Here is a 17,211-nt window from a genome sequence, read left to right as displayed (position 1 = left end):
ATTAAAGCCTAAACGTAATGAACTGTTTTAAATTGGGCAACCTGCTCTGTCCTGCATAGTAGATGAAGAAGGTTTAATAAAATCTTCTATGGCAGATGAAACAGGATGGTGCGCAATCAGAAATAATCGGGTTTCTTAAATGTTTAAGTGTCAACAACAACATCCGAGAAACTAACTCGACTCTTTAGCGAACTACTTTATGGAAATATACACAAGCTTGATGTAAATTATTAATTTTTAAGACAAAACGATTTTAAAAATTTGGCTAAAGCCACCAATATTTTTAACAAAAACCGTCGGTTAAAACCGACGGCAGTATTAAAACTCATAGCTCTTGACATTAGCCAAGGGATTATATCGAACATGAAAGAGGCTTTAGCCAAAAAATTCAACCACACACCAAAACACGAGCATTTTAATAGTGTTTTTGCTGTTAATTTTTGTACCTCATCATGGCTTCAATAAAATAGTAATCGGCATACGTAAGTGGTACATCAACTTGGCCATTTCCGGGGAAATGCCCTACGCTGTGTTTTAAAATGAAACCACCGTTTGTACCTATTTCTGCTTTGTAGGTTGGGCTAGAAAGGTTTTTTATCACCGTTTCGGCTACTGTATAGTACTTTTTAGCTTTTGCGCCAGTGTTGTACTTGTAAAGTTCTAACAAGCCCGAAGCCATAACGGCAGCGGCCGATGCATCGCGATATGCATTTGGAATATTAGGTGCGTTAAAATCCCAATAGGGGATGTAATCTTTCGGCATATTTGGGTTATTGAGCATAAATTCGGCAATGTGATTTGCTTGATCTAAATACTTTTTATCTTTTGTTTCGCGGTAAACCATGGTATAACCGTAAAGCCCCCACGCTTGGCCCCGTGCCCATGCAGAGGAATCAGAATAACCTTGTGCGGTACGCTTTTGAACAACTTCGCCAGTTTTAGGATTATAGTTTACCACATGGTAACTGCTATAATCGGGGCGAAAATGATTTTTCATGGCGGTATTTGCGTGTGCAACGGCAATTTTATAATAACTAGAATCACCAGTTTCTTTAGTTGCCCAAAAAAGCAGTTCTAGGTTCATCATGTTATCAATAATTACCAAAAAATCATCTGGATTTTTAGAATCCCACGATTTTATACTTCCAACTTTTTCGCTAAAACGGCTAGATAACGATTTTGCAGCATTAATAAGCACTTCTTTGTCGCCAGCTTTTGGATCAATTTTTAAAGCATTGCCAAAACTATCGTAAAGCATAAAACCCACATCGTGATTGGTGTTGTTAAATTGCTCCTTTGACAGCGGAACCATAATTCTTCGCGCCTCGGTAAGCAGTTTTTGCTCGCCTGTTTCTTTGTATAAAAACAACAAAGAACCGGGATAAAAGCCACTCACCCAATCTCCAGATGGAATGGTAATCATTTTACCTTTTGCGTAAGATTGGGGAAAACGATCGGGCTTTGGCAATAATGTCATCATGTGCTCGTACTGTAATTTTCCATCCTCAAAATTTTGATTAATGGTGGACAGTACCGTTTGATTTTGGGTTATTTTTTTGGTAGCGCAACCGCTAATCAAGAAAACAAGGGCGACCAGCAACATGCTCAATTTTGCGCACAAATGCTTAACTAATTTTTTTTCCATAGTATGATTTTAAGTTGTTTGAGAAACGTTAATGCTTAGTAATTTAAATATTTAGTTCGTAATTATTTTAGTAATGCCCGTTTTTATGTTTAATGAGAATGGCTGTGGAGCTGGTAACGACAATTTTCCGTCGCCAATTTTTAAAGGCATCCAAAGGTATCTAGAATCCCACTGAGAATCCGGTTTCCACACATCGGCCATAAAAATGACTGAGGTTGTTTTCGTACCAACTACTTTTATCATCATGGTAGATTGCGAGCCATAGGTTTTTGTTTCTGGTGGCGCAATATCTTTAAAATCAGACCATGGACCGGCCAACGATTTTGCTGTTGCATATTTATTTGGATTGGGATCCCAGGCGGTTAAACCAGAGCCAATTGCATAATATAAATCCTCGTAATGAACGATCGCACCACCTTCTAAAGGCGCTTGAATAAGGCAAACTTCGGTCAAATCCATATAATCGTCGGTTAATTTTGCAATTCTAAAACCTTTAAAAGGCCTATCTTCGAATATCAAATACGCAGATCCATCATCATCAATAAATTGGCCAATATCTCTACTTTCATGCCCCAATGGACTAAAAGCCTTTACAAATTTATAATCGCCATCTACTTTATCGCTCACAGCGATGCCAACTTTTGCTAAACGGTAATGCTCATCTACGTGATAATACATTACAAATTTCTTAGTTTTTTCATTGTAAAAAACTTTTGGCCGTTCTAAAACCCAATGTTCTCCAAAACCTTTTGGAGGCGTAAATTTCAGCTGTTTTAAAAATTTCCAGTTAACCAAATCTTTCGACGAATAGCAACCAACATATCTCAATGCAGGGTCGTTATCTTTAGATCGATCTTCCCCAAACCAATAAAATATATTCTTCACTTTAATAATTCCGCCACCATGCGCCTGAATGTGTTCACCTCGATTATCTTTCCAAATTTCTTTAGGGAAAATAATATTTCGCTTTTGGGCAAATAACATCGTTGGAAAAAAAGCAAAAAAGCTAAACACTAATAATCTAACTTTCATATTCATTTTTGGACATTCGTATTTTAATAGTTGATGATAAAAACGTGCATTTTAATTGACAATTGATTATTCTACTACAGCAAATGTTTGCTTTAACTTAATATCTTCTGATGAAGCACCAATTCGGACTTCAAAATCGCCAGGTTCTACAGTCCAATTCATATTTTTATCCAACATTTCTAAATCCTTAGCCCCAATTTTAAAAGTAACCGTTTTAGTTTGACCGGGTTGCAAATTAACCCTTTCAAAACCCCTCAGCTGACTTTCATATACCGTTACACTACTTACTTTATCACTAATATACAGTTGCACCACTTCATCTCCCATAATTTTTCCAGTGTTTTTTACATTAACAGTTATCATTATTTCTCCTTGCGTTTTTTGCGCCAATGGAGTTACAGTTAAGTTTGAATACTCAAATATGGTATAGCTTAAGCCGTAACCAAAAGGATATAGCGCCCCATTTACGCGAGTATTACCATATCCATTATCGCCAGAACTTTGTTGGTTTGCTTGAGAACCCGGTTTAAAGGGAAAATTCAACTCGATTTGGCCAGTCGTTTTTGGAAAAGTAATCGACAATTTTCCACCTGGATTATAATCGCCGAAAAGTGTTTCTGCAATTGCCTTGCCCCCCAATTGTGCCGGAAACCAAGCTTCTAAAATTGAAGGGATATATCTATTTGCCCAATTTATCGTAAGTGGCTGTCCGTTAATAAGCACCAAAACTACAGGCTTGCCAGTTGCATAAAGCGCTTGCAGTAATTGTTGTTGCCTTCCAGGTAATTCTAAACTGGTTCGAGATTTACTTTCTCCGGTTAAATCATCATCCTCACCCAAAACGGCAATAATGATATCGTTTTTTTTGGCCTCTTCTACTGCCTTATCAATGTCTGACTTTTCCTTTTCCGTTAAGGGCGTATAAATAATTTCGCTTTCGGGCCAAGTTGCATCAATCACATCACAGCCTTTTGCGTAATTTACTTTAACACTATTGCCTAAATAATTTTGAATACCTTGTAACACTGATGTATTGATAAGCTGATTCGGTCCATATCTACTGTTGGCATAATTAGTTTCCATAGCCAATGGCCCAGTTACTAAAATATTTTTAATGGCACTTTTATCAATTGGCAACAACTTTTTCCCATCTTTAGTTAAGGCTGCATTCTTTAATAAAACGAGCGATTGTTTTTGAATATCCAACACAAAATCTTGGTTCTTATCTGCACCCACAATTTTATCGGCTGTGTTAGCATCAACATAAGGCACATCAAACAAACCCAATTGAAACTTTACGCGAAGCACATCTGCAACCCTGCTGTTCAAAATTTCTTGTGAAATTCTTCCTTCATTTACCAATTCACGGAGCGGTAAGATAAAATCTTTAGGCGGCGAAAAGTTAGTGCGTACGTTTAACCCTGCATCAATTACCTGTTTAATGGCATCCTTATAAGTAGCCGATACATGGTGTTTCGTTTCCAAATATTCTACTGCTCTGCTATCGGAAACTACGTAACCCGTAAACCCAAATTTTTCCCTTAACAATTCAGTTAAAAAGTAATGGCTACCAGTTACGGGCACGCCATCGTAATCGTTATAACTGCTCATAATACCCATTGGATAAGCTTCTTTAATTATCCTTTTGAATGGATACAAAAACAATTCGTGAAGTTCTCGTGGCGAAACATGAGGATCTGTTCTTGCCATACCATCTCGGCCACCTTTGGGCACCGAATACACCGCAAAATGTTTAAGTGTGGATGCGACACCCTGACTTTGGATACCTAAAACCATTTGCTTGCCCAACTCTGTTGTTAAAAAAGGATCTTCGCTGTAGCATTCCAACACCCGTCCCCAGCGTGGGTCTCTAGGTAAATCCAAAATTGGCGCATAAACATTTGTGTAGCCTAAAGCTTTTGCTTCTCTGCCAACAATTTCGCCAGCTTTTAAAACAAGTGCTTTATTCCACGTACTGCCGATACCAATTGGTGCCGGCAAAGGTGTAGCCTTTGTATGGTTAAGTCCATGAATCCCTTCGTTTGTAAAATCGACCGGAATGCCTAAACGTGTTTCTTCGATAAACCATTTTTGGGTAATGTTAACTACATCGGCATGTTTACTAAACGGAAATGTGGCAAAATTGCTGAAGCTTTTACTGCTCCTAATTATGCCGTTGTTAAACTCATCAATATTGGCAATTCCATCTTTCCAAATTTCATTCTTCCACCCCGGCATGGGTATAGAATCTTCTAACACCCGTTTGTAACCATATAAAGTAGCCAATTGATTTGTTTTTTCATCCACTGTCATTTGCGACAATAAATCCTGTATCCGGTCTTCAATTTTAGCATTTGGATTTTCGTAAACATCCATTCTACCGTTTTTATTTAAATCGATCCAATTTTTGTGGTAGATAATCGATTTTTTCTGAGCAGAAGCAACGTTTATTATTAGTATAAAAATTACGAGACTAAATATTTTTTTTATCATGTTGGAAATAATTTTAGTTTACTTTCCCGTAAATATGGTTTAATACAACATCCCAATTTGGATACTTTTCTTCTGAATGTTCCAAATCCTTTACGATCTTTAAATAGTTGGGTTCAAAATAAGTGGCCATAGCAAACAAATTAAGGCCATGCGAAGGTTTATATAGTGCACCGATAATGAAGTTAGCTTCTTTATTTTGAGCCCTCTTCTTATCAAATTCTGTTTTGCTGTTCACAAATTCTTCATGTCTTTTTTCGCCCGTTGTGTAAGGCACTAAAAATTCCATCGACTTCTGTAGAGATGATCCTACAACACTTACGTAATGATAAAAATCTTTTTTGGTAGCTCGATTTACTACAATTGCAAGTTTAACCAAAGGCTCTAAAGTATAAACCTGATAATGGAGCGCATCACGTTCTTTAAAATCCATGCCCGATCCATCTGCATATAAATTGGTTGCAATTTGCGAAGGCAAAGCAGTATTTATAAAGTTTTTTAAACTATCGTCATTAATCGCATAAGCAATCATACCAATTACTTTTATGCGGTGAGAATTCCAATTGCTTGTTGGGCTACCGGGTTTCTTTTTAGAAAAAAACGGATGGTTTAACTCTTTGTAAGCCATAAAACTAAGCCAACTTTTAATGGTTTCATTATCGATTTTAGTCAATTCGTTTTTAACCAAATCGTATGCCTCAAAAGCACGTTCAAATTTGGTATCGTTAATGGGGTTTTCCATTGGTCTATTTACTGTTGCCCAATTCAACAACAAATCTTTAGTTTTATTTAGGTAGGCTTTTTCACCCTCAATTTTATAGGCCAATGCCAAAGCGTACATTTTATCAACATCTTTTAAAGCCTTTAGCGATTTAATCTTTTTTGGATCATTCGCCAATCTTCCTTCCGAGAAAACAGTGTCAACCGCAGCAGGCATATCATTTATGGATGAATCTGCAAGTGCTTTAAGTTTTAAGTACTGTCGCTTTGTACCTACATCAGTTTTAATTAATTTCTTTAATCCGTTAATTTCATCGCTGTTCATACTCACAAATTGGGCATTAGTAGTTAAACTAAATAAAACCAGAAAAATAACAAGGAGGTTTTTCATAGGTTAATTTCTTGGTTTTTGAGGTAAATCAGTCATTTCAAAAACCAATTTACCACCTTCAATAATATCGCGATGGTGAATAGAATGCGGAGTAATCAACTGATTGTTTAATGTTATTTCACTAACATACTTATTCTTTACCGAATAGTTTTTAGCCTCGATTGTAAAGGTTTTGTTATTCGGTAAATGAAGTTTAACTTTCTTAAATTGCGGTGCGCCAAAAACATATTCTCCACCAACCGGGTTTACTGGATAAAAACCCATGGCATTAAAAATAAACCATGCAGACATCTGCCCGCAATCATCATTTCCAATTAATCCATCAGGTTTATTTAAGTAAAACCGATCGTTAATTTCTCTTGCTAATTCTTGTGTTCTCCACGGCCGATCCAAAAATGTAAAAAGATAAACTATATGATGACTTGGTTCATTTCCATGCGCATACTGACCTATTAAACCACTTACATCTCCAGTAAAACCCGTCCCTTTTTTGGTAGAATCTAATTTAAAAAGCGAATCTAACTTATTTGCGAAAGTTATTTTACCCCCAAAAATTTTGGTTAAACCCTCAACATCATGTTGCACCTGCCACGTATATTGCCAAGCATTGCCTTCGGTATAATCACCACCCGAAGAGCCTGCATGAGAAAGTGAAAATGGATCAAAAGGTGTACGCCAATGACCGAATGAATCTTTTCCACGCATAAAATTTGTGGTGCTGTCGAAGATATTCTTATAGAAACCAGCGCGCTTGTTAAAATAAAATTCGTCTTCTTTGGTACCTAAAGTTTTCGCCATTTCAGCAACTGCATAATCATCATAAGCAGACTCTAATGTTCTAGAAACAGATTCTTCTTTAACCAAATCGAAAGGATAATATCCAAACTTATTGTAAATATCCCAATTGGATTTTTGGTGGTTTTTTAAGGAAGACTTTTTTACGGCTTGGTAAGCTTCATCAACATTAAAACCTCTAAATCCTTTTAAATACGCATCGGCGATTACAGGAATGGCATGATTGCCAATCATACAGAAATTTTCTTTTCCCCATAAAGTCCAAATAGGAAGAATACCTTCTGTTTTATAATGATCGATTAAACTATTAACCATTCCATCGACTCTTTCTGGCGTTAAAATGGTATAAAGCGGATGAGCTGCTCGGTAGGTATCCCACAAAGAAAAAGTAGAATAGTAAGTTTTTGTGGCTGAGTGATGAACTTTATTATCTGCACCGCGATATTCGCCATTTACATCTGCAATGTTATTTGGCTGCAGGCACAAATGATAAAGTGCTGTATAAAAATTAGTTTTTTGATCTTTTGTGCCTTCAATTTCTACTCTTGATAAGATGCTGTTCCAATCGCTTTTTGCTTGTTTAACTATTTTATCAAAATCCCAATATGCATTTTCGGCTTCTAAATTTTGTTTAGCGCCACTAATGCTAACTGTAGATATGCCTATTTTTACTTGAAGACTTTCATTTTGTTTTAAATCGAAATCCAATACTAATCGCTTTGCTTTTTCTCCAAGTTTTGGTGCGAGTTGATTAATTTTTGTATAAGGTTTACTAAGTTTAATAATATAATAAAAATCTCTAGCAACCCAATGATTGACTTGTTGATGCCCGGTAAAGGTTTGTTTATCGTCTTCAATGTTTATTTCGGCTGTAGCAACATGATCTTGCAAAGCCGTTTCATTTCCCACTATTCCGCTTTGCAAATCAATGAGTAAATGAGCAACTTCGTTTTTAGTAAATTTATATTTGTGAAAAGCGGTATGTGCTGTAGCAGTTAATTTCACCTTAACGCCATCTGCTAAATCTACGCTATAAATACCTGCTGATGCTTTTTCGGTTTTCTTATCGAAAGTGGTTTTATATTCCGCTTTTTCACCAGAAAACGGAAGGAGTAAAATGTCGCCTAAATCGCCAATACCCGTGCCATTTAAATGGTTTTGGGCAAAACCAATAAGCTGTTTATCGTTATAATTGTAACCCGAGCAATGATTCCAACCCATAATACTAGTTTCTGGACTCACCTGTACAAACCCAAAAGGGACTGAAGCACCTGGAAAAGTATGTCCATTTTCTGCAGTGCCAATAAACGGGTTTACGTATTTTGTGTAATCTTCGCTTTGCGCGTACAAATTAGAAGTGAGCAAGATTAAGCCTACAAAACCCAAAAAATAATTGGAACACAATTTTATATCATGCAGTCTATTCATGAATTTTTTATAGTTTGATTATGAGCCGGATTAAACAACAATAAAATGGGATAATTACAAATAAAATTAATCATCCATAATTACCCCAATTACAAAATTTAAAGCCCTATACTTTTAATTTTTTTTAAACTTTGCGATTTCGGTTTTCATTAACTGGTAATAAAAATCGCCATGTCCGCCTGCCATCGGCTCAATATCGGCACTGTATTCTGTTCCCCACAAATCTGTTAGGTAGGGCTTGGTAGGGTCGGTTTTATTTAGGTTTTGCGCAGCCCATTCGTTCCAACTGTGTATAAAAACAAATTTTGGTTTGTTAAGCGTGGCTGCTTGCATATATTTTTGAAAATAAGCGCCGTTCGATCTCCCAATTGCACCTGCAGTAGGGTTTATTCCATCTTGAGTCATGTAGGATGCTTGAGTGGCCACTGGCGCACACATTTGTTCTGCCTTACCGTTATACATAAAAGGCGGTGGTGGTACGTCAGCATTTACTTTAAATTGCCAGCACTTTCCAGTATTATTCAATCCCCAACAATGCCTAGTGGTATAGTTCGCGAATTTTCCATTTGTTGGTACCGCAGGTTGATTAACATCGCTGTTGCCCAAAGTTACATCAGGTTGCCCCACTAATAACAACTTTTTACCTAAATAATTAAAAAACAAAGCACTATCATACTTTGCAAAAAATGCAGTTTCTACTACTGAAAGCGCACCTTCATTTTTTACAAAAAACGCAATCTTTGGCGTTTGTAAACCTGCTCTCATTCTTTTTTGCCAAGTATTTAGCAATGCTGTAGTTGATGATATATAAGTAGGTCCGTTCGCAAAATCTTGTGCACCGTTTGTAAAATCTAAAATGATTAAATCTACGCCTGCTTTTGAAATTAAATCTGCATGGTAATTTAAAAGAGCCTCATTGGGTTGATTTGGATCTCCATTAAAGTAAAACCGATAGTTATTTTTTATGGTTCCATCGCCATGGGTAGCTGCCCAAGCTGGCTTGCCCCAAAAATTAAGGTATGCATAAGGGCTAAAAGCTGGGCTTTGTTGATTGTTTATAAATACGTCGCCAGAAGTTGAAATGTTACCGCTAGAAAACATACTGTCGCCAAAATTAGCGAAGTAAAATAAAGCAGCGTAACGTACAGTATCAGTAACCACTACAGGCGGTTTAATAGGAGCGGGTGGCGCGGTGGGTTGCACTGTGTCATTTTTACCACAGCGTGATAAAAGTAGTATCAAACCGAACAACAATAATCTATTAATTCTGAACATTTTCTAAAGATTAATTGAATTAAAAATGGATAAAACTAAAAATTTCATATTAACTAAATGCATTTAAAAAATGTAATTAGCCGATATGAAAAGCGAGTCAATTTTGTTTGTTGAAAGGTTAAAATGGCAATTAAGTTATTAATGGTTATTCGTTTTCTTTAAAAGCGCTGTTCAAATCCGAAAGAACACCAGATTTGAACAGCGCTTAATTGTATTGTTTAATTATTCTACCAACCCGGATTTATTTTGGGTAACCAGGATTTTGCGCCAATACAGCACCAGAATTTGCATCAATAGCCTTTTGTGGTATTGGAAATAGGTTATTATATGGTTGAATTGTTTGCTTTGTAATTGCGAAAATAGAATACTGTAAAGTTCTAGTGTACCATAAACCCAATCTATTTAATGTTAAGCGCCTAGGCTCTTCAACTATTAATTCTCTAGCTCTTTCATCAAGTATATAACTAATATTGACTTCAGAAGGATCTACTAATTTGGCATTTGATCTTGCTCTAACAACATTAATATCTGCGGCGGCATTTATTAAATCACCCTTTTGCAAATAAGCTTCTGCTCTATATAGATAAGTCTCTGCCAATCTAAAAAGTGCCCAATCTTTGTCTGGAGTTATGCTTGCTCCCAAATTTGATATAATCCCTTCCACTTTTCTCACTTTTGAGCACATGGTCTCAATAGTATCTGCAAGTGTTGTATAATCTATTTTTTTACCGAAATATGTAGGGTTTCCAGCATTGTTATAATACCAAGTTCTCCTTATATTAAACTTAGAGTTTCTCATATCATTAGCATTTGTTCCATTCCAAACATCATAGAAAAAATAGTTGGTCGGTCTGCAAAAAGCTGCTGGTCTATAAAGAGAATCCTGCAAAGTCATCCCTGCCTTACCGTTAGGTGCAACCATGTTGAAATAAGCAGGACCCCAAGCTCTCGATAACCCGTTATGCCCGGCTTTAGGTGCGCCACCTATTGCGTTATTCTTAAATTGTATAACTAAAAGACTTTCTCTATTTCCTTTTCTTCTATTAGGATTATCTTCCCAAAAAAGATTAGAATAAACATCTCTTCCCTGTGGATTTGCATCACCAAATAGCGTTGTCATTAAATTGTATTTTCCTGATTTAATAATTCTAGAAGAGCTACTGATTGCACTATCAGGCATATTTAAATGCAAGTAAACGTCAGTAAGAAGTTGATCTGCTGCTGCACTTGTAAGCCTTCCATCTAAACTGGCGCTTACTAAAGCATCTGGGTCTTTTGGCAACCATTTCGATGCAAATTCTAAATCCTTTCTTATAGTATCTAAAATAGTTTTTGTTGGCGTACGTACATAATCATAACGAGGTGTTGTAATTTCTTCGGTAATTAAAGGTACATCTCCATAAACGCCAATTAACGTATTGTAAGAATAGGCTCTAAAAAATTTTGCTTGTGCAATAATGCCATTTTTTTCTGCATCACTCGCCCAAGTCACGCCAGGCTTTGAAGCCCTGCTGATAATCAAATTAGCGCGTGGCAAAATCCCTGTATAGGAAGCATCCCAATAGTAATTTACGGCCTCGTGTTGCGGGTTAAATTGTGAGAAATCTACCATTTGGTATGGACGTGACCTTTGTCCTGACGTAGCAACATCAGTTCCGATACGTAAATAATCCCTCATATACATTCCAGAATTAGCGATTTCTCCCATTGTGAAGTTTCTCAAATCCGAGTATAAAGTGTTTGTTGCTGTTTGAAAAGTTGCAGCATCTTTTAAATTTTCTGGACTGTAAAAATTTTGTGGAACTTCATCTAACACACTTCTCTTACAAGAAACGATTGCTACCGAAGCTAAAATTAATATAACTCCAGTTTTTATTTTCGTTTTTAATTTCATAACTATTGCTTTAAAATATTTTATTATAATGAAAGACTTAAACCGCCAATTATTGATCTAGTTAAAGGAAATTGGTTTAAACCTGCTGCAATTTCTGGATCCCATCCGCTCCACTTTGTAATTAGAATTGGATTTTTTGCACTTACATATAATTTTAGAGCGCCAACTTTTAATAAATCTGTAATTCTTTTGCCAAAGTTATATGATAAGGAAATGTCTTGAACTCTAATAAAAGACGTGCTTTGTAATTGAACTACACCAAGTGAGTTTCCGTAATCGATGGATGGATGTGTGGTACTTGGATTATCTGGTGTCCACCAAGCTACGCTAGCACCTCTGGCTTTAGTAATTAAATTAGATGCTGGATCTAGTATTGCATTATTATTTCTCATACCACCGGCAGAACCCGTAATTAGCGTATAAAACGAGAAGCCTTTATAAGTTAATGATGTATTAAAACCATAAACAACATCTGGATTATCATAACCAATTATTGTACGATCGTTACCCGGGGTAATTTTTCCATCTCCATCAATATCTCTTAATTTTAAATCCCCTGGTCTTGCTGCAAAAGTCTTCGCTAGTACAGCTTCGTCTTGTTGCCAAACGCCTATAACTTCATAGTTATAAATTGCATTTATTGGCTTGCCAATAAACCTAGAACTTGCAATATCATCATCTTCAATGCCATCTTTATTATTATCAGTACCCTGAAGTGCTACAATTTTATTCTTGTTAGCCGAAAGATTGATTCCTGTTGTCCAAGTTAAATTTGGTGTTTTAATGTTAATTGTATTCAGTGTAAATTCGATTCCTTTATTGTTAACTTTTCCTATATTTTGTAATTGACTACCAAAACCATTAATAGTTGGGATGGTTCTTGGCAATAATAAATCGCTAGAATTTGAGTTATAAACATCTAAAGAGCCTGAAATACGTCTGTTTAAAAGTTCAAAATCAACACCTATATTACTTGCATAGGTAAGCTCCCATTTTAAATCAGGGTTACCTAAACCAGTAGTTCCTATTCCGACTGCTGGCACTGTTCCATCACCGAAAATATAATTATAACCTGCATTAACAGCTAACGGACTAAGCGATGCATATCTTCCAATTTGATTTCCGTTGCCTCCATAAGAAGCTCTTAACTTTAAAACATTTATTACTTTAACATCCTTTAAAAAACTTTCATCAGAAACTATCCATGAAACGCCCACTGAAGGAAAGTTGGCAAACTTATTTTTGTCGCCAAAAACAGATGCGCCATCTCTTCTAAAAGTTCCGGTAATGATGTATCTATTTTTGTATTTATAGGTAAGTCTAGCCATAGCTGCTATTGACGCATACGCGCTATAACTTGCTGATGTAGCTTGAGTTGCACCTAATGATAAACTATAATAAGTTAGTGCATCATTTGGAAACGTATTTGCTGATGCCGTAGTGCTGTTAGATTTTGAATAATTGTAATTGTATAAAAAAGTTGCATCTACACTATGATCACCAAATGTTCTGTTATATTTCAAAATATTTTCTACGTAAGCATCAGTAGAATTAGAGTTCGTCTGATTTGCAGATGCCTCTCTATTTAAGCCGGTACCTGGCGTTTTGTAAGATGGTGTAAAGTTGAAATTTTGATCCCACTGACTGTTGTTAGAATAATTGAATCTATAATTTAAACCTTTTATAAATGGAATATTTACATCAGCATAAGCAACTGCAAATAAACTGCTTCTCGTTATCGTACTTCTATTTAGGGTCCCAAAAAGTGGATTACTAATAAAACCATCATCTACCGGATTAGGTTTAAGTATCGTTGGATTATCTGGAAGATAATATGATGCATAAGGACTTAATCTCGATGCTTGCAGTAAATCTGCAGGGGTTCCGGAATTATCATTAAAAGTAAAAAATGAGTTAACGCCAAATTTCAACCAATCGGTAACATGTGTTTCCAAATTTACCCTGCCAGATGCTCTTTTAAACTGATCTCCTTTTACCACACCTTTTTGATTGGCATACTCACCCGAAACAAAATAATTGGTTTTATCATTTGCGGCAGATAAACTTAAGTTATAATTTTGAATCGGTGCTGATTGACTAATCACATCAAGTGCTTCTTGGCTGTTGCCTAAGTTGAAATTCTTAATTTCAGTAGGGTTTAAAAAATAAGTAGAAACATCATCGAAATTAGGCTTAACAGGTGTGCCCGCTAACTGACCGTTAGATTGTCTGTAGAAAGTAGTGTTCGCAACATCGAATAATTTCTGACGATACTGCGCAGCGTTTTCTAACTTTTGGTTTTTAACAAAATCTTGACCACCTACATAAGAGTTGATATGAATGGTAGGCTTATCTGTTTTTCCTCTTTTAGTTGTAATTATAACAACTCCATTTGCTGCCTGCGAACCATAAATAGCCGCAGCGCTTGCATCTTTTAAAATTTCAAAAGATTCAATATCATCTGAATTCAAATCCGACAATCCACCACGATAAATAATCCCGTCTAGAACAATTAATGCATTATTACTCGCAGCGATAGAACGACTACCACCTCTAATCTGCACGGCGCTTCCGGAACCCGCCCTACCAGTGCTTGTTATACTTACACCAGCCGTACCACCCCTTAATGCTTGCAAAATATTTACGTTAGGCAATGCTTCTAATTTTGTGTTATCTATCTTTGCCACCGCTCCTGTTAAATCTCTTTTAGTAGAAGTACCATAGCCCACAACAACAACTTCATCTAAGCCTTTAGAAATAGCATTAAGTTTAATGTTATAAATAGATTTGCCAGCTTCCGTTTTAACTAGATTTTCTCCGTATCCGATTAGTGCAAACTCCAATACAGCATTTGCTGGTGCGTTAATAGAATAATTTCCATTGGCATCCGTTGCTGTGCCTACTGTTGTTCCTCTCAATCTTACAGTAACGCCAGGCAACATGCCACCATCACTTGCATCGGTTACTTTACCCGTAATGATTTTGTCTTGTGCCTTTAAATTTTCATTTATAAGCGTTACACATAATAGTGTGAGTAACACGGCACAAAAATTTCTAAGTAGTTTTTTTTTCATCATACTTGATTTTTTGGTTATTAACTAAAACCGACATCGCAGTTAAAATTAAATTATATTAATTTGGTTAGGAGAGATTATTGGTTTCTCTAAATCGAAGGTATTATTGTAGATAGGATTTGGCAACCTGTACCGTCCTGCTCTTGTAAAAAAACTTAAACTTATTTAGAATATTAAATAAATTGACATGTATTTTTTGCCGGTTGGCAAGTGTGAGATTAAATTTATTAAGGGGAAAAAAATTGCCAGAGGAGAGTAAATGGTATTAAGGTCGGTAAAGAAATAACTTCAAATACTTAAACAAATAACTGCATAACAGCTATTTATATGATGTAAATTTTATCTCAATAAAAAAAAGCAAATCCTATTAACTGTGTTTGTCTATAGAAAGTAAAATATTAATGTTTTTTACCGAGAGGAGTGTATGGTTAAATTTTAGAATGAAAAAAAATTGATTTACCTAAACTACCTTTCATCAATATATATAAAGTTTTAAGGGTATTTGAAAGTTAATTTTTAAAATATGCATCTATTAAACTTAAAGCTAATTTTTACCTGCCAACAAATTTGAAGCCTAGGTAAACAGCTTATTAATATAATAAAAAAAACTCCCCACAATCTAAAGATAGCGAGGAGTTTTTAGCCACTGTAAAAAATTAAATCAATTTTTCTGCAACAAAATTTATTCTACCAACCCGGATTTTGATTTTTAGAGAAATCTGGAATGATTGAGGCTTCTCCTAAAGGCAATGGAAAAATACGGAATTTATCTTGCCAAGCATTTCTTGATTCTACAACGAAACGATTGTATGCCAAGGTACTACCAGTTTTTATAATTTCTGTTCCGGTAACTAATTTATCGGTTTTATCCAAAATTTTCCATCTTCTCACATCCCAAAAACGATGTTCCTCCATAAAAAGCTCAACTCTTCTTTCATTGCGAATACGGGTTTGAAAATCAAGTTGACTCAAACCAGGAGTTAAGTTTGGCATTCCAGCCCTAGCTCGTACAGTATTTACAGCGTCATAAGCTATTTGAGTAGGACCATTTGCTTCGTTTTCTGCTTCGGCAAGATTCAAGTAAATTTCTGATAAGTGATATTTTTTGAACCTCGCTGATGATCCCGTACCTACCGCAATTGCTGGATTTAAAAACTTTCTAAGGTAATATCCACTATGGGTATTTTGTCTGTTAGGTGGTGTTTTTAACAACTGTTGACCACCACCTTTATAAATTTGTAGCGCTAAAGATGCGCCATTATAATTTGGATGCACAGCACCATTGTACCACACGGAAGCATAAAACCTAGGATCTCTACCCACGTATGGATTATTAGGATCATAACCAGATGCCGTGTTGATGATTGGATTTAAATGACTATCATCGCTATAACCAGTAATTGCAGGTAAGCCAGTAGCCTTCATTTCGTAGCTATCAACTAACTCTTGTGTTGGTGTAGAACCTGTCTTATTGATGCCTTTTTGTCCTGCAATTGCATTAATAATTGTAAAGGTTCCATCATTAGTACTGGTAATTTCAAATATTGTCTCTTTATCAACAGGCGTAGTTGACATGTCTGCAGAACTGAAAAAATACTGCTCATAATTAGGGAAAAGCTGATATTGATTCCCTGCGGTTAATGCAGTTAAAGCTTGTTGGGAAGCAGTTGAAGCAGCAGTCCATTTTGCTTTATCATTACTAGGATTCCATAAAGGACTCGCATTGTACAATAATGCTTCTGATTTAATTGCGTATGCAACTGCTTTACTGAAACGCCCACGCTCGCCTTCTAATGTAATACGAATTGGCATTTGCGGATTAGCAATAACATTATCACACTCACTCACAATGAAGTCCACACATTGTTGAAAAGTAGGTCTTGTAAGTGATGTGTAATCAAAAGTATTTGATACAGGCTTATCAATAATTGGTAAAGCACCGTATTGTTTAATCAATTCTAAATAGTAAAATGCACGCAACAATTGTGCTTCTCCTTTAAACCTATTTCTATTGGTTTCAATTGGTACATTTGCTGTAGGTAATCTTGATAAAAATACATTGGCGTTATAAATTCCATTCCAAAACTGAGCGTATTTGTTCGCTTTCCCATCCATACCACTCGCTGTACCATTACCAAATTCTAAGGGATTAAAAGAAGGCGTTAGCGCCCCAGATATCCAAGAAACGTTCATCGTGCCAGATTCGTTACCTATATCTGCATCTGTACAATTATCTGTAGAGCCCTCTAAATATGCCCAAAAACGGTATTTATAAAAATATCCTGGAATATTGCCGTAGCATGTACTAAGGAATGCTTCAGTCTGTTTCTCATCGCTAAAAATAGCATCTAAAGTAATTCTACCATCAGGAGAAATATCTAAAGGGCTTTTCTTACAACTTATGCTAATTGTTAGTATGGCGAGCATACCGATTATTATCTTTTTCATTATTTTATGTTTTAATTAT

At 35.9% G+C, this 17,211-nt stretch carries 9 protein-coding genes; all 9 read right to left on the bottom strand.

Features of this window, described 5'->3' with window-relative positions; translation table 11 throughout:
* Positions 1–433 precede the first annotated feature (433 nt).
* The 9 genes from EZJ43_RS09255 to EZJ43_RS09215 all read right to left on the bottom strand — a co-directional run bounded on the left by EZJ43_RS09255 (position 434) and on the right by EZJ43_RS09215 (position 17,192).
* A complete protein-coding gene (locus EZJ43_RS09255; RefSeq protein ID WP_207924603.1) occupies positions 434–1,645 on the bottom strand; it encodes a glycoside hydrolase family 88 protein in 1,212 nt (403 codons plus the stop codon).
* A 51-nt stretch (positions 1,646–1,696) separates the two neighbouring features.
* Positions 1,697–2,677 carry a family 43 glycosylhydrolase gene (locus tag EZJ43_RS09250; RefSeq protein ID WP_133262427.1) on the bottom strand — a complete coding sequence of 327 codons (981 nt, stop codon included), beginning with the start codon at positions 2,675–2,677 and terminating at the stop codon, positions 1,697–1,699.
* Between the two features lie 66 nt (positions 2,678–2,743).
* Positions 2,744–5,170, bottom strand: coding sequence for a glycoside hydrolase family 3 N-terminal domain-containing protein (locus EZJ43_RS09245; RefSeq protein WP_133262426.1), 2,427 nt, complete (start codon positions 5,168–5,170; stop codon positions 2,744–2,746).
* 13 nt (positions 5,171–5,183) lie between these two features.
* Positions 5,184–6,278, bottom strand: a complete 1,095-nt coding sequence (locus EZJ43_RS09240; protein ID WP_133262425.1) for an alginate lyase family protein — start codon at positions 6,276–6,278, stop codon at positions 5,184–5,186.
* A 3-nt stretch (positions 6,279–6,281) separates the two neighbouring features.
* On the bottom strand, positions 6,282–8,501 hold the full coding sequence (locus tag EZJ43_RS09235) for a GH92 family glycosyl hydrolase (RefSeq protein ID WP_133262424.1): 2,220 nt from the start codon (positions 8,499–8,501) through the stop codon (positions 6,282–6,284).
* 114 nt (positions 8,502–8,615) lie between these two features.
* On the bottom strand, positions 8,616–9,776 hold the full coding sequence (locus tag EZJ43_RS09230; protein WP_133262423.1) for a hypothetical protein: 1,161 nt from the start codon (positions 9,774–9,776) through the stop codon (positions 8,616–8,618).
* 241 nt (positions 9,777–10,017) lie between these two features.
* The gene (locus tag EZJ43_RS09225) at positions 10,018–11,670 is read right to left on the bottom strand and encodes a RagB/SusD family nutrient uptake outer membrane protein (RefSeq protein ID WP_133262422.1); all 1,653 of its coding nucleotides are present in this window, start codon (positions 11,668–11,670) and stop codon (positions 10,018–10,020) included.
* A 23-nt stretch (positions 11,671–11,693) separates the two neighbouring features.
* Positions 11,694–14,744, bottom strand: a complete 3,051-nt coding sequence (locus EZJ43_RS09220; protein WP_165953121.1) for a SusC/RagA family TonB-linked outer membrane protein — start codon at positions 14,742–14,744, stop codon at positions 11,694–11,696.
* 687 nt (positions 14,745–15,431) lie between these two features.
* Positions 15,432–17,192 carry a RagB/SusD family nutrient uptake outer membrane protein gene (locus tag EZJ43_RS09215; protein WP_133262420.1) on the bottom strand — a complete coding sequence of 587 codons (1,761 nt, stop codon included), beginning with the start codon at positions 17,190–17,192 and terminating at the stop codon, positions 15,432–15,434.
* Positions 17,193–17,211 lie beyond the last annotated feature (19 nt).

Source organism: Pedobacter changchengzhani, from assembly GCF_004354365.1.
Classification (GTDB): Bacteria; Bacteroidota; Bacteroidia; order Sphingobacteriales; family Sphingobacteriaceae; genus Pedobacter; species Pedobacter changchengzhani.
This window is presented reverse-complemented; position numbering and strand designations above follow the sequence as displayed.